11 protein-coding genes and 2 pseudogenes are annotated in these 12,754 nt (G+C 42.5%); 7 read left to right on the top strand and 6 right to left on the bottom strand.

The window, feature by feature from the left end; translation table 11 throughout:
- The 3 genes and pseudogenes from BUC01_RS11005 to vap15 form a co-directional block, all read left to right on the top strand.
- A pseudogene (locus BUC01_RS11005) lies at window positions 1–345 on the top strand (NAD-dependent epimerase/dehydratase family protein); the annotation flags it as partial.
- 37 nt (window positions 346–382) lie between these two features.
- Window positions 383–1,333 carry an MraY family glycosyltransferase gene (locus tag BUC01_RS11000; protein ID WP_025835095.1) on the top strand — a complete coding sequence of 317 codons (951 nt, stop codon included), beginning with the start codon at window positions 383–385 and terminating at the stop codon, window positions 1,331–1,333.
- 199 nt (window positions 1,334–1,532) lie between these two features.
- The gene (gene vap15 / locus BUC01_RS10995; RefSeq protein WP_025835094.1) at window positions 1,533–1,781 is read left to right on the top strand and encodes a type II toxin-antitoxin system VapB15 family antitoxin; all 249 of its coding nucleotides are present in this window, start codon (window positions 1,533–1,535) and stop codon (window positions 1,779–1,781) included.
- Between the two features lie 155 nt (window positions 1,782–1,936).
- Here vap15 and BUC01_RS10985 read toward each other — a convergent pair whose 3' ends face one another.
- The 3 genes from BUC01_RS10985 to BUC01_RS10975 form a co-directional block, all read right to left on the bottom strand.
- Window positions 1,937–4,348, bottom strand: coding sequence for a TonB-dependent receptor (locus tag BUC01_RS10985; RefSeq protein WP_244895744.1), 2,412 nt, complete (start codon window positions 4,346–4,348; stop codon window positions 1,937–1,939).
- A 107-nt stretch (window positions 4,349–4,455) separates the two neighbouring features.
- Window positions 4,456–4,860, bottom strand: coding sequence for an RNA recognition motif domain-containing protein (locus BUC01_RS10980; protein ID WP_073313726.1), 405 nt, complete (start codon window positions 4,858–4,860; stop codon window positions 4,456–4,458).
- 22 nt (window positions 4,861–4,882) lie between these two features.
- Window positions 4,883–5,329: a cold-shock protein gene (locus tag BUC01_RS10975; protein WP_025832596.1), complete on the bottom strand. Its 447-nt coding sequence runs from the start codon at window positions 5,327–5,329 to the stop codon at window positions 4,883–4,885.
- A gap of 336 nt (window positions 5,330–5,665) precedes the next feature.
- On the opposite strand from BUC01_RS10975, the gene purT reads away from it, so the two are divergent.
- Window positions 5,666–6,832, top strand: coding sequence for a formate-dependent phosphoribosylglycinamide formyltransferase (gene purT / locus BUC01_RS10970; RefSeq protein WP_025832598.1), 1,167 nt, complete (start codon window positions 5,666–5,668; stop codon window positions 6,830–6,832).
- A 196-nt stretch (window positions 6,833–7,028) separates the two neighbouring features.
- On the opposite strand, the gene rpiA is transcribed toward purT, so the two are convergent.
- Both rpiA and BUC01_RS10960 read right to left on the bottom strand, forming a co-directional pair.
- Complete coding sequence (rpiA, locus tag BUC01_RS10965) at window positions 7,029–7,730, bottom strand: ribose 5-phosphate isomerase A (protein WP_025832600.1); 702 nt, start codon at window positions 7,728–7,730, stop codon at window positions 7,029–7,031.
- A gap of 135 nt (window positions 7,731–7,865) precedes the next feature.
- Window positions 7,866–8,351 (bottom strand): PepSY-like domain-containing protein, encoded by a 486-nt coding sequence (locus BUC01_RS10960; RefSeq protein ID WP_025832602.1) that lies wholly within the window; start codon window positions 8,349–8,351, stop codon window positions 7,866–7,868.
- 149 nt (window positions 8,352–8,500) lie between these two features.
- On the opposite strand from BUC01_RS10960, the gene BUC01_RS10955 reads away from it, so the two are divergent.
- Both BUC01_RS10955 and rimI read left to right on the top strand, forming a co-directional pair.
- Window positions 8,501–9,967 (top strand): RimK family protein, encoded by a 1,467-nt coding sequence (locus BUC01_RS10955; protein ID WP_025832603.1) that lies wholly within the window; start codon window positions 8,501–8,503, stop codon window positions 9,965–9,967.
- Window positions 9,968–9,969: 2 nt separating this feature from the next.
- On the top strand, window positions 9,970–10,431 hold the full coding sequence (gene rimI, locus BUC01_RS10950; protein WP_025832605.1) for a ribosomal protein S18-alanine N-acetyltransferase: 462 nt from the start codon (window positions 9,970–9,972) through the stop codon (window positions 10,429–10,431).
- Between the two features lie 268 nt (window positions 10,432–10,699).
- Here the strand turns inward: rimI and BUC01_RS26210 are convergent.
- Window positions 10,700–10,795 (bottom strand): annotated as a pseudogene (locus BUC01_RS26210) (hypothetical protein); the annotation flags it as partial.
- Between the two features lie 415 nt (window positions 10,796–11,210).
- Between BUC01_RS26210 and atpD the strand changes: the two are divergent.
- On the top strand, window positions 11,211–12,728 hold the full coding sequence (gene atpD, locus BUC01_RS10945; RefSeq protein WP_073313724.1) for a F0F1 ATP synthase subunit beta: 1,518 nt from the start codon (window positions 11,211–11,213) through the stop codon (window positions 12,726–12,728).
- The last annotated feature ends 26 nt before the right edge of the window (window positions 12,729–12,754 follow it).

Raw genomic sequence — 12,754 nt, 5'->3', positions numbered from 1 at the left:
GATAACCTTTGCTATGTGGTGGAAGGACTGCTTACCAGAGATATTGCAAGTGGTATTTACCATATGGGTGATGATGAAGCTCTGTCTACGAATGAATTGATTGCCCTTATGTGTGAGGCTATGGGTAAGGAACCACACATCTGGAAGATGAACAGGAAGATGATGGAAGGTTGTGCGGGTTTAGGAACATTGCTCCATCTGCCCTTGAATACTGAACGCCTCCGGAAGTTGACGGAGAATTATGTGGTAAGTAATGAGAAGATAAAGTCTGCGCTTGGCATAGAGAAAATGCCTGTTCGCGCGGCTGAGGGGATTATGCAAACGATAAGATCGTTTTCAGATTAAAAATTAATAATTAAAAATTAAAGGGAAAAGTACTGTTATGTATTACCTGGTTGTTTTGGTTCTGTTATTTTTAGCAGAACTTTTTTATTTTAAGATAGCTGATAAGTGCAATATCATTGATAAGCCTAATGAGCGTAGTTCACATACGAAAGTCACTTTGCGTGGTGGCGGGATTATCTTCTATTTCGGTGCATTGGCTTATTTTCTGACTAATCATTGGGAATATCCCTGGTTTATCGTGGCATTGACTCTGATAACATTCATCAGCTTTGTGGATGATATCCGTTCCACTTCTCAAGGTCTGAGACTGGTATTCCATTTTTCCGCTATGGCCTTGATGTTCTACCAATGGGGATTGTTCTCCCTTTCCTGGTGGTGGATAATCGTTGCATTAATAATTTGTACCGGCATTATCAACGCTTATAATTTCATGGATGGCATCAATGGAATTACCGGTGGTTATTCCTTGGTTGTTTTAGTTGCCTTGGCTTATATCAATGCTGAAATAACACCATTTATTGAGCCTGCTTTAATTTACACAGTCTTATGTTCTGTCCTGGTCTTTTGTTTCTTTAATTTCCGTAAGAAAGCCAAGTGTTTTGCCGGTGATGTCGGTTCTGTTGGCATTGCTTTTATTATCCTATTTCTGATAGGCAAATTGATTATAACGACCGGAAATTTCAGTTGGATAATCCTGTTATCTGTTTATGGTGTCGATAGTGTTCTGACCATTATCCATCGCCTGATGCTTCATGAGAACATCGGTTTGCCCCATCGTAAACACATGTATCAATTGATGGCTAATGAATTGAAGATGTCTCATGTAGTGGTTTCGTTTATTTATATGGTAGTACAAGCAATTGTAATTGTAGGTTATATAATGTGCTTGAATTATGGTTATTGGTATTTGTCCGGTACGGTCCTGTTGCTATGCCTACTGTATATCTGTTTTATTAATAAATATTTTGAATTGCATCGATTATCATAAAATTACTGATTCGATGCTTAAACAAAGAGGACGAGGATGTATCCTATATTGTGGAACAGATAAAAGTTTGCTGTAAGAAATAGTAGGTGCGAAATATTGCCTACTGTGCCATAATCATCAAGAAAATAATCGCATCTTTATTTGATAGTTGCATAAATTATACTACTTTTGTTTATAGGTAATATCAATGTGTAATTGTATGGCAACTGTATCATTGAAAACTCGTCTGAATTATAATCAGATATTGGAGTTAACTCAACAACTTTCTGACGATGACAAATTGGAGTTGAGCCGTGCGCTTGCTGTCGAAACGCGCGGCATTAAATTGAAACGACTATTGAATGCTTTTAAAACAGATGAAATTTCACAAAAGGAAATAGATGCTGAAGTGGAAGCTGTTAGACAAGAAGCATATGAAAAGCGATTGCGGGATAAAAATAATTGTTGATACAAATCTATGGATTAGTTTTATAGAGCTGGTTGTTTCTCAAGAACTTTTAGACGAGATTGCAGACGTTGCTTCACGCTCTAAATTTGTGAAGTATTTCTCTAAAGAACATTTTGAACTGCTATGGGAATTTGTGACTGAAGAGAAGAACCAATCTAGAATTCCACAGTCACCCCAATCGACGGCAATAGCGTTCCGCTTTCCTGTTTCAACTTTTTCATCTTATACCTTTGCTCCTCAATGGGGGCAGATGGATTTTCAATGACTCCCGTACTCATAATTACATCCTGCTGTTTCAGCTTACTTCCGGTTATATTCTGTAAGTCGAGATAAAAGCCAACCATACAGCGATGGAAATAGAAAGACTTGTCTACACGTATATCGAGTTGGGCAAAGTTAGGCAAGCGTTCGGTATTGTATTTTGAATAATCGTAGTATGGACGTCCTTGTGCATTCCATGCTTCCACTAACGATGATTTTTCCTCATCAAAAGGCGTATAGGGAGCACCGCCTATATAACTCAATTTTCCTCCGATACTCCAACGGCGCGGAAGATTATACGTACCGCTTACGTTGAGAATGAAACGGTTGTCCCATGCAGAAGAGATGTATTTGGTTCCGGAGGGGATATTATCATCACTGCCACCATTTCCATTGCGATATTCGCTGCGGAAGACTGTGAGGGAAGATACAAAGTTGAAACGTCCCGGTATCTGCCAACGTAACATGGCTTCCACGCCATAAGCGCGTCCTTCGGCAGTAGGAGTAAGTGCTTCATTGCCTACTGTGCCATAATCATCTCCCTTGCATGCCAGGGGAATATTGTCTCGCAGAGAAAGAGGCATACGTCCGTATTGCTTGAAGAATCCTTCTGCCGAGATCATTAATCTATCTTGCAAATGCCAGTCAAGTCCGAGACTGGTTTCCATTACCCGCATGTATTTCAAATCCTTATTTATGTAGTGCCCGTTGTTATCTTTGAACCCCAATGCTGTATAAGGTGGAAGCTGATGATATAATCCTGCATTTCCACTCAAGGTCCATTGCTTTGTCAATTCATAAGATAAGGAGAGGCGGGGAGAAAGCTGCTTCCACAGTTCTTTCATTTCACGGTTGTAATTATTGCCATCCGTACGGATACCGGCAGAAGCGGAGAAACGTTTATTGGCAGTAGTGTAGTCCGTGGAAAAGAAGCCGCCCCAACTGAATATGTTTAAATCCGTCTGATAATCGGAGAGTGTAGCGTAGCCGAATATCCGCTGTCTTGTCCGGTTGGTATAATTGGAATAATTCATTTCCGCACCTTCTTTCAATGTCCATTGCCCCAATCTTGTCTGGTTCTCAAAACGAAGGGTGGTTTTCTGTTCTACTGAACGAAGGCGAAGGGTCAGATTATCTTCGTAAGATTCGTCATTATTCAGATATTTCACATTGCGGTTGTTCAGATAATTATGACTTAGCGTAAGCGTCTGTACATGCTTTCCTGCATAATGGCGATATGAAGTTCCCACAGTAAATGTCTCTTGATGGATAGTGGGTAGATAACTCAATATATATTCAGCATCTTCTCCTTTCTCATCAGTATTCAGTTTCATTTTATCAATACCGACTAATCCGAGTATGGTCAGTTCATCGTGAGCCGAGAGCTTTGTCTTCAGTTTGAATTGTCCGTCAATGAAGTTGGGCAGGAAAGGTAGTCCCAAGGCTTTGAACAGTAATTGAAGGTAAGATTGGCGCAGGGAGAACAAATAGGTTGTTTTATCACTCAGATGTCCGTTGCCGCTGAAAGAAACTTCGGATGCTCCCAGCGTGGCTTTAAATGTCTGCTTATCCGGGTTACCGTCTTTCAAACGAAAATCGAGCACCGAACTCATTGCGCCGGAACGATTAGCAGGGAAAGCCCCCGTATAAAAACTTATTTCACGTATTAAATCTGCATTGACAATGCTGACTGGTCCGCCGGACGCTCCCTGGGTAGCGAAGTGATTGATATTGGGTATTTCTATCCCATCCATATAGAAGCGGTTTTCGGAAGGTGAGCCACCGCGTACAATCAAATCGTTTCTGTAGCCGATGGGTGAAAAGGAGACTCCCGGGTATGCCCTTACAATACGTGAAATATCCCGATTTCCTCCCGGGCTCTTTTCAATCTCCTGCAAGCCTATGATACGCATACTTACCGGACTTTCCACTGTCTTCCGAAAAGGGGAGGGGGTGACTACCACTGCTGCCAGCATATTCTCATCTTCTTCCATCTCTATCTCGATGAAAGGTGTAGAGGCGGAAACCACGTATTCGGGGGTCACTGCGCTTTTAAAGCCTATCAGCGTCGCTTCGAAGCGGTAAATGCCCGGTGGTACCTGCTCAATTCGGAACATGCCGAGCGAATCGGTTGATGCTCCCTTGCCGGGAATACCTACAACTACGACATTAGCATACGCTACCGGTTGGCGGGACTGCTTGTCGATAATCTTTCCACGCACGGAGTAATCGACTGTTGCGGCGTGGATGCAGACATTGCACAATAGCAATGAAAGAGTCAGCAATATGTGTTTGGTTCTTATCATAATATACAAATATAGATATTATTGATATATATAGGTGTGATATGGGTATAAAAAAACTGCCCGGGAATATTCCCGAACAGTTTTCATTTCTTTGCTGAGTTGTAAGATTAATATCTTCCACCGCGATCACCGCCGCCATAGCCACCGCCGCCATAGCCACCGCCACGGTTGCCGCCGCCGTAACCACCGCCACGGTTGCCACCGCCGTAACCGCCACCACGGTTGCCGCCGCCATAGCCACCACCACGGTTGCCGCCTGCAGGTCTTTCTGTTCTCGGGCGAGCCACGCTTACTGCAATGTTTTTGCCTTCGAATTCTGTTTCATTAAGAGTGTCGATAGCCTTTTGACCGTCTTCATCATTCGGCATTTCTACGAAGCCGAAACCGCGTGAACGTCCCGTCTCTCTGTCGTTAATAATGTAGGCTGAAGTTACTTCGCCGTACTGTGAAAATAATTCCTGTAAGCTGTCACTGTTTGTGTTCCAGCTTAGGTTTGCAACATAAATGTTCATTTCTTTTTGTAAGTTAAAATTGTTATTTATTAATGATTGAGATCCGCACGGCGTTCATACCCCGCGTACCGCGTTCAATTTCAAATGTTACTTTATCTCCTTCGGTTATCCCTTCGGGAGCGGACGTGATGTGGAAGAAGTATTTTTCGCCGCTTCCCGCATCTTTTATAAAGCCATAACCCCTTGATACATTAAAATGTTCAATACGTCCGTTTAATGGCAAAATTTCTTCTTCACCCTTTTTAGGAACTGATATCTCTATTTCAGAAGCATCCACTTCTTCTTTAGGCTTCACACCTTCAGGCGTAGAATGGAGGACACCGTTTTCGTCTACATAAGCCAGCATCTCTTCAAAGCTGCGGCTACCACTGCTCAGGCGTTCTTCCTTTCTTTTTTGTTTTTCTTCTCGTTTACTCTGTTTCGCTTTTTCTCTGTCTCTTTTACTTGATGTTACTCTTTTTACTGCCATTCTTAATTTATTATATATTAATGCAGCTAAAAAAAACACTGCATTTTGTTTTCTATCGATTAATAGCCGTATGGAATCGCAACGATAAACATACTTGCAATTGAATCCAATTCTGGACAAAAGAGCTGATTATGAGGTCATTTTGGGGATGGAGTAATTTGCGAATTATCGCAAAAGCAAGCATACACAAAGAAGAATTCAGAATAAACTCTGTTGTTTATGCTACAAAGATACAGATAAAAATGAGCTATCCATCCGTTTTTTTAAATATTTAAAGGGGGAGCTACTTATTTTTTTACGTACTTTTGTGCTTCTTAATGTAAACACATAGCAAAAATGAAAAAGATTTTATTGTTAGGTTCCGGTGAACTGGGCAAAGAATTCGTGATTTCAGCCCAACGTAAAGGCCAATATATCATAGCCTGTGACTCGTATGCCGGAGCGCCCGCCATGCAAGTGGCTGACGAATGTGAAGTGTTCAGCATGCTGGATGGCGATGCTTTGGAACGTGTAGTACGCAAGCACCAACCGGACATCATTGTACCGGAAATAGAGGCCATTCGGACGGAACGTCTTTACGATTTTGAAAAAGAGGGCATTCAGGTGGTGCCCAGTGCTCGTGCCGTTAACTTTACCATGAACCGTAAGGCTATCCGTGACCTTGCCGCACAGGAGTTAGGACTGAAAACAGCCAAATACTTCTATGCCAAATCTCTGGATGAACTGAAAGCTGCCGCAGAAAAGGTTGGTTTTCCTTGTGTGGTGAAGCCGTTGATGTCTTCTTCCGGCAAAGGCCAGTCTTTGGTGAAGAGTGCTGACGAACTGGAACATGCCTGGGAATATGGTTGCAACGGGAGTCGTGGTGATATAAAGGAATTGATTATTGAAGAGTTTATCAAGTTTGATAGCGAGATAACTCTGCTTACTGTGACGCAGAAAAATGGACCTACTCTGTTCTGTCCGCCCATCGGTCATGTACAGAAAGGGGGAGATTATCGCGAGAGCTTCCAACCTGCACACATTGATCCTGCCCATTTGAAGGAAGCACAGGAAATGGCGGAGAAGGTGACGCGTGCTTTGACGGGGGCCGGCCTTTGGGGAGTTGAATTTTTCCTGAGCCATGAGAATGGAGTGTATTTCTCGGAACTGTCTCCACGTCCGCACGATACAGGTATGGTGACTTTGGCAGGTACACAGAATCTGAATGAGTTCGAACTGCATTTGCGTGCTGTGCTCGGCCTGCCTATTCCAAACATCAAGCAGGAACGTATAGGGGCAAGTGCTGTGATTCTTTCGACTATTGCCAGCCAGGAGCGTCCGGATTATCGGGGTATTGAGGAAGTAACAAAAGAGGAAGATACTTATCTTCGGATTTTTGGCAAACCCACAACGCGCGTCAACCGCCGTATGGGAGTTGTATTGTGCTATGCACCGCTGAACTCGGATTTAGATGCGTTGCGAAATAAGGCAAAGCGTATTGCAGAGAAGGTAGAAGTATATTAAGCTACTCCTGCTATTATATAAGATAAGAAGCTTTGAATATATTTTCAGGCGCAAATTATGCGGATATAAGTTTTAAGAATCCACATAATTTGCACCTGATTTCTCCTGTTCTTTCACAGCTACTGCTGTTATCTTTTTAGGTACCGCCTTGTTTACCTTTAGAGGAAATGATTTATTCAAGAAAACTTAAGTCTTTTTATTTGGCTACCACTACTTCAACGTCGTATCCTATAAAAAGTCCGCTTTCAATCACCCCGGTGATTGCTTTCAGATTTTGTTCCAAAGCTGGGTCTATATAGCTGAAACGGGTATCGAAAATAAAGTTGCCGTTCTCTGTCAGGACAGGACCGTCTTTTCCACCTGCAAGACGTAATGCAATCTCTGATGCTCCCAATCTTCGCATTTCACTCTCTACGAAATTCAATGCTTCCGGAAATACTTCTACAGGTATTGGGAAACGGCTGCCCAGTTGTTTGACCAGTTTACTGTTATCGACAATGATGAAGCTTTTACCGCTGCTCTTCATCAAAAGTTTTTCCTTAAACATGGCTCCACCGCGTCCTTTTATCAGACTCCGGTTGGGGTCTACCTCATCCGCTCCGTCAAATGTCCAGTTCGGACGTTTATCCCAAAGCGTGGTTTGCGGTATGCCCAACTGTATGCAAGTCATAGAAATCTCCTTAGAAGCAGGGATTACCTCTATAGACAGTGATTCCCGGTGAATCCGTTCTGCGAGTGCAAATAAAGTCAGATAAACGGTGGAACCGGAACCGGCTCCAATCACGTCACCATTTGTTGCCATTGCTGCAATTTCCCGTGCCACGTTTTCTTTGCCTTCACGGTTGATGATTGTATTTGACCATTGTAAATGGTCTATCAGTTGATTATCCCATTTCATAGCATAATGTTAATCGTTATTATCCTCATGCTCAAGCTGTGAACGTCTACTCATAGTCTTGTTATTTATAATTATTTTTATAATTAACACATACCCTGATCGTATTGTTTTAGCATTTGGCGGGAACTTCCCTCCTTATCCGAATAATTCGGGGTATATTTCACTGCTGCCACCGGTTACATCGTAACTTTTTAATAATGTACCATCTGGGGCATAAAACAACTGGATTTCCCTATCTGAATTTTCTTCTTCTATATTAATGATAATGACAGTGGGCATTTTAGGGAAAGTTATGATCTTTATGTATCTGATTTGTATAGGTGGCGTTTCACTTTTCATAAATGCATTGGCTACGGGAACAGGAATTTTCTCAAGACTTTCGACATTGGTTTCCGTCATTATCCACTGTGCATCTTTGCTGAACCATACGTCCTTTTCCTGATTATCAGAAACAAACCCGGCAATGTGGTAGTCATTTTTCCGGAGCCACTCTGTATTCGTTACTTTGGGATACATTTTATTAAAGGCTTCCTGTACTTTTACGGGTGGGGTACCGGCAAAAATAGAAGCTGATATTATCAGCAACCAGCCCGCCAATAAACTGAATTTAAACTTTTTCATAATAAAGTCTGCTTTAGTTTTAGTTGATATAAAAAACAATGTCGAGAGGCTTTTGTTTATCGCTTCCTTGCCACATAAAATAATTATCAGGTCTGCGATGTCTCATATCATTTAATTCACTACTTTCGGGCACTTTTTTAAAAGATGAGATGAATAATGTATTGATTCTTGTAGACAGTCTGGATGATTGGAAGCCATATTCCAAAACAAACAGCATTTTAACGGTATCCGATTACCTGAAATACAAATCACCAGGGAAGGATCGTAAGTTAGTAATCAACCTGAGCAATGATTATAGCTATAACTCCGAAGGCTATTATTGCTCGTTATTGGCCCAGACGAGGGGGCACAAAGTCATTCCCGGAGTAGATATTATTAATAAGGTGGAAGCGGGCACGGGTATCCGCATGGATAGTACTCTTCAGAAGCTCTGCTACCAATGGATGCAGAAAAACAACATTACCGGTGATTTTTGGTATTTTAATGTTTACTTCGGTACCTGTAAAGAGAAAGGATTGGAACGTATAGCCCGTTTCATTTTCGAGAATTATCCGGCACCGTTATTAAGGGTTACATTGAATACGAGTCATAGAAATCAGATAGAGAACATTCAGTTTCTGCCTCTGAGTTCGATGAACAGTGAAGAGGAAGATTATTTTGCGAATGCACTGGACTTGTTTAACAGGAGAGTATGGCGCAATCCCCAAACATCAAAATCAGCCCGTTACAATCTGGCTGTACTCTATGATCCTGAAGAAAAATTTCCGCCAAGTGATAAAAAGGCACTTCACAAACTGCTTGAGTTGGCCAAGAAGATGGATATCAATGCCGAGTTGATTACAGAAGAAGATGCCACACGCCTGATGGAGTTCGATGCTCTTTTCATCCGTACCACTACTTCACTAAACCATTATACATTCCGTCTTTCGCAACTGGCCACGCAAAACGGGCTGGCGGTTATTGACGATCCGCAGTCCATTATCCGTTGTACCAATAAAGTTTATCTGAAAGAATTATTTGAAAAAGAGAAGATTCCGGCACCGCTTTCCATGTTGCTGTTCAAATCGAACTTAAATTCATATGAAGAGATTACAGAACAACTTGGGACTCCTTTTATCCTGAAAATACCGGACGGTTCTTTTTCTATCGGCATGAAGAAAGTCAATAATAAGGCGGAGCTGGACGAAGCATTAAAAGTTTTGTTTGACAAGTCTTCCATTTTGTTGGCACAGGAATTTACACCGACGGATTTTGACTGGCGTATAGGCATCCTGAATGGAGAACCTTTATACGCGTGCAAGTACTATATGGCCAAGGGGCATTGGCAAATCTATTGCCACTATGCTTCCGGACGGAGCCGTTGCGGGCTGGTGGAGACAATTCCTATCTATCAGGTACCGCGCAAAGTATTGGATACGGCATTGCGCGCAGCTTCCTTTATCGGTAAAGGACTGTATGGGGTAGATTTGAAAATGGTGAACGACCGGGCTGTTGTGATTGAGATAAATGATAATCCCAGTATCGACCATGGATTGGAAGATGCTATCTTGGGTGATGAGCTTTACTACAGATTATTGAATCATTTCTGGCGCATGCTGGATGTTAAACGTTTCTGATAATGGCACAGGAATTTATATTCCGTACGGCTGTCCCCGGTGATATTCCGGTAATCATGGAGATAGAGCAAATCTGCTTCCGTCAGGATAGCTTTTCGCGACGTCAGTTTGCTTATCTCATTACTCGTGCGCAAGGGCATTTCCTGATAGTGGAATATCGGGGAAGAATAGCCGGGTATCTCAGCCTGTTGATTAACAGACGCGCTTGCAGTTTGCGCATCTATTCGGTTGCCGTCCATCCTGATTTTCGTGGAAAAGGGGTGGGACAGTGGCTAATAGATCAGGGTGTGAATGTGGCATATGAAGAGAAGCTGAAAAAAATCACTTTGGAAGTGAGTATGTCCAATCTTTCCGCTATTCGTTTGTATGAGAAGAATGGATTCGCATATGCGGGTATCCGGAAGAATTATTATCATGATGGGACAGATGCACATTATATGCAAAAGCAGATTACGAATAGATAGTATTAACATGCAAACAGAGGGGTTATAGCCTCTCTGTTTGACATAAATCTTAATTCCTGTTTAATATTATGGTGAAAACTTATGTTTTCATTGTCAGAATGTTAACAAGGTCGATATATCTATTAAACCTTGTTGTAAAATGACCGGGAACGGCTCGAAAATTTGGAGAAATCAAGAAAAGCCGTACCTTTGCAATGTGTTTTTCATAGTATTAGATTTAAGGTTAACAAAAGATTGGCTGTCTGGGATAGATAGCCTTTTTTTATGCCTATTCCCCAAGCATATCATATGACGGTGCAAAGAAAAGAGTTCCTGTAATAGCTGTACTGAAGTCCAACAAACGGTCGGTGTTACATCCTGTGGGGTGTTGCCTGCGAATGGATTTTGATTTGAATTCATAATCTTATCTTTTCATTAAATTTATACTTTAAGGTGTAACTTATCAAATGCTGTTTTGTTCATGCCGCAATGCCGGAAAACACTGTTTCTATCTGTTGATGAATGTTTAAGCAACGTTAAATGGATGTTGATTTTTTGTTCTGATTGTAGTAATAATAGTTCAAAAGGGTATAATTTATAGAAAAAAAGTTTCATAGGAGTACAACTTGAAACATTTTGTTTCTACATTTGCAAAGTTGTTTATGTAACTATTCTGCAAAAATTAGGCTTGATGGAGTTGAACAAAAGTTAATCAATAGGTGTTAAGCTCATAGCAGCGGAATGACAGAAACGCGACCAGCTGAATTTAGAAAAAGAGAAATTATATAAAAAGATTGCTTATGTCACAAATTATCGGGCATATCTCTCAGGTCATCGGACCGGTAGTAGACGTTTATTTTGAGGGTACGGATGCCGAATTGATGCTTCCGAGTATCCATGACGCACTGGAGATTAAAAGGCCAAATGGAAAAACATTAATCGTTGAAGTACAACAACACATCGGCGAAAACACGGTGAGAACCGTAGCCATGGATAGTACGGACGGTTTGCAAAGAGGCATGAAAGTGCACCCTACAGGTGGCCCTATCACAATGCCGGTGGGCGACCAGATTAAAGGTCGGTTGCTGAATGTAGTGGGTGATTCCATCGACGGTATGAAAGAGTTAGACCGAGCCGGTGCGTATCCCATTCACCGAGATCCCCCTAAGTTTGAAGATTTGACTACCGTACAGGAGGTACTCTATACAGGTATCAAAGTTATCGACTTGCTGGAACCATATAGCAAGGGTGGTAAGATTGGTTTGTTCGGTGGTGCAGGTGTGGGCAAAACAGTGCTCATTCAGGAACTCATCAATAATATTGCCAAGAAACAACATGGTTTCTCTGTTTTTGCCGGAGTAGGAGAGCGTACCCGTGAAGGTAACGACCTGCTGCGCGAAATGATTGAGTCCGGTGTTATCCGCTATGGTGAAGAATTCAGGAAAAGTATGGAAGAAGGAAACTGGGACTTATCCAAAGTGGACTACAACGAAGTGGAAAAGTCGCAGGTGTCCCTGATATTCGGTCAGATGAACGAGCCTCCCGGCGCACGTCAGTCCGTGGCGTTGTCCGGTCTGACGGTGGCAGAAGCTTTCCGCGACCAGGGTGCCGAAACGGGTGGTTCTCGTGATATCCTGTTCTTCATTGACAATATTTTCCGTTTCACACAGGCAGGTTCCGAGGTTTCCGCTTTGCTGGGGCGTATGCCTTCGGCTGTAGGTTATCAACCGACACTGGCCACTGAAATGGGTGCCATGCAGGAGCGTATTACTTCTACCCGCAACGGTTCTATTACTTCCGTACAGGCTGTATATGTGCCTGCCGACGACTTGACCGACCCGGCTCCGGCCACTACCTTTACTCACTTGGATGCTACGACTGTATTGAGCCGTAAGATTACCGAGCTGGGTATCTATCCTGCCGTTGACCCGTTAGAGTCTACCTCGCGTATCCTCGATCCGCACATTGTGGGACAGGAACATTATGAGGTGGCGCAACGCGTGAAGCAAATTCTGCAGCGCAACAAAGAGTTGCAGGATATTATTTCAATCCTCGGTATGGAAGAACTTTCGGATGCCGACCGCACGCTAGTGAACCGTGCACGTCGTGTGCAGCGTTTCTTGTCGCAGCCGTTTGCCGTTGCCGAACAGTTTACGGGCGTGCCGGGAACGATGGTTTCCATAGAAGATACCATCAAAGGTTTCAAGATGATTCTGGATGGCGAAGTGGACTATCTGCCCGAACCCGCTTTTCTGAACGTAGGTACGATTGAAGAAGCGATAGAGAAAGGTAAGAAGTTACTGGAACAGGCGAAATAAATTAAAAATCAAAAATTAAAAGAGGG

It is taken from the genome of Bacteroides stercorirosoris, assembly GCF_900142015.1.
Lineage (GTDB): Bacteria > Bacteroidota > Bacteroidia > Bacteroidales > Bacteroidaceae > Bacteroides > Bacteroides stercorirosoris.
The sequence above is the reverse complement of the archived record's forward strand: the minus strand, read 5'-3'. Positions and strand labels throughout refer to the sequence as shown.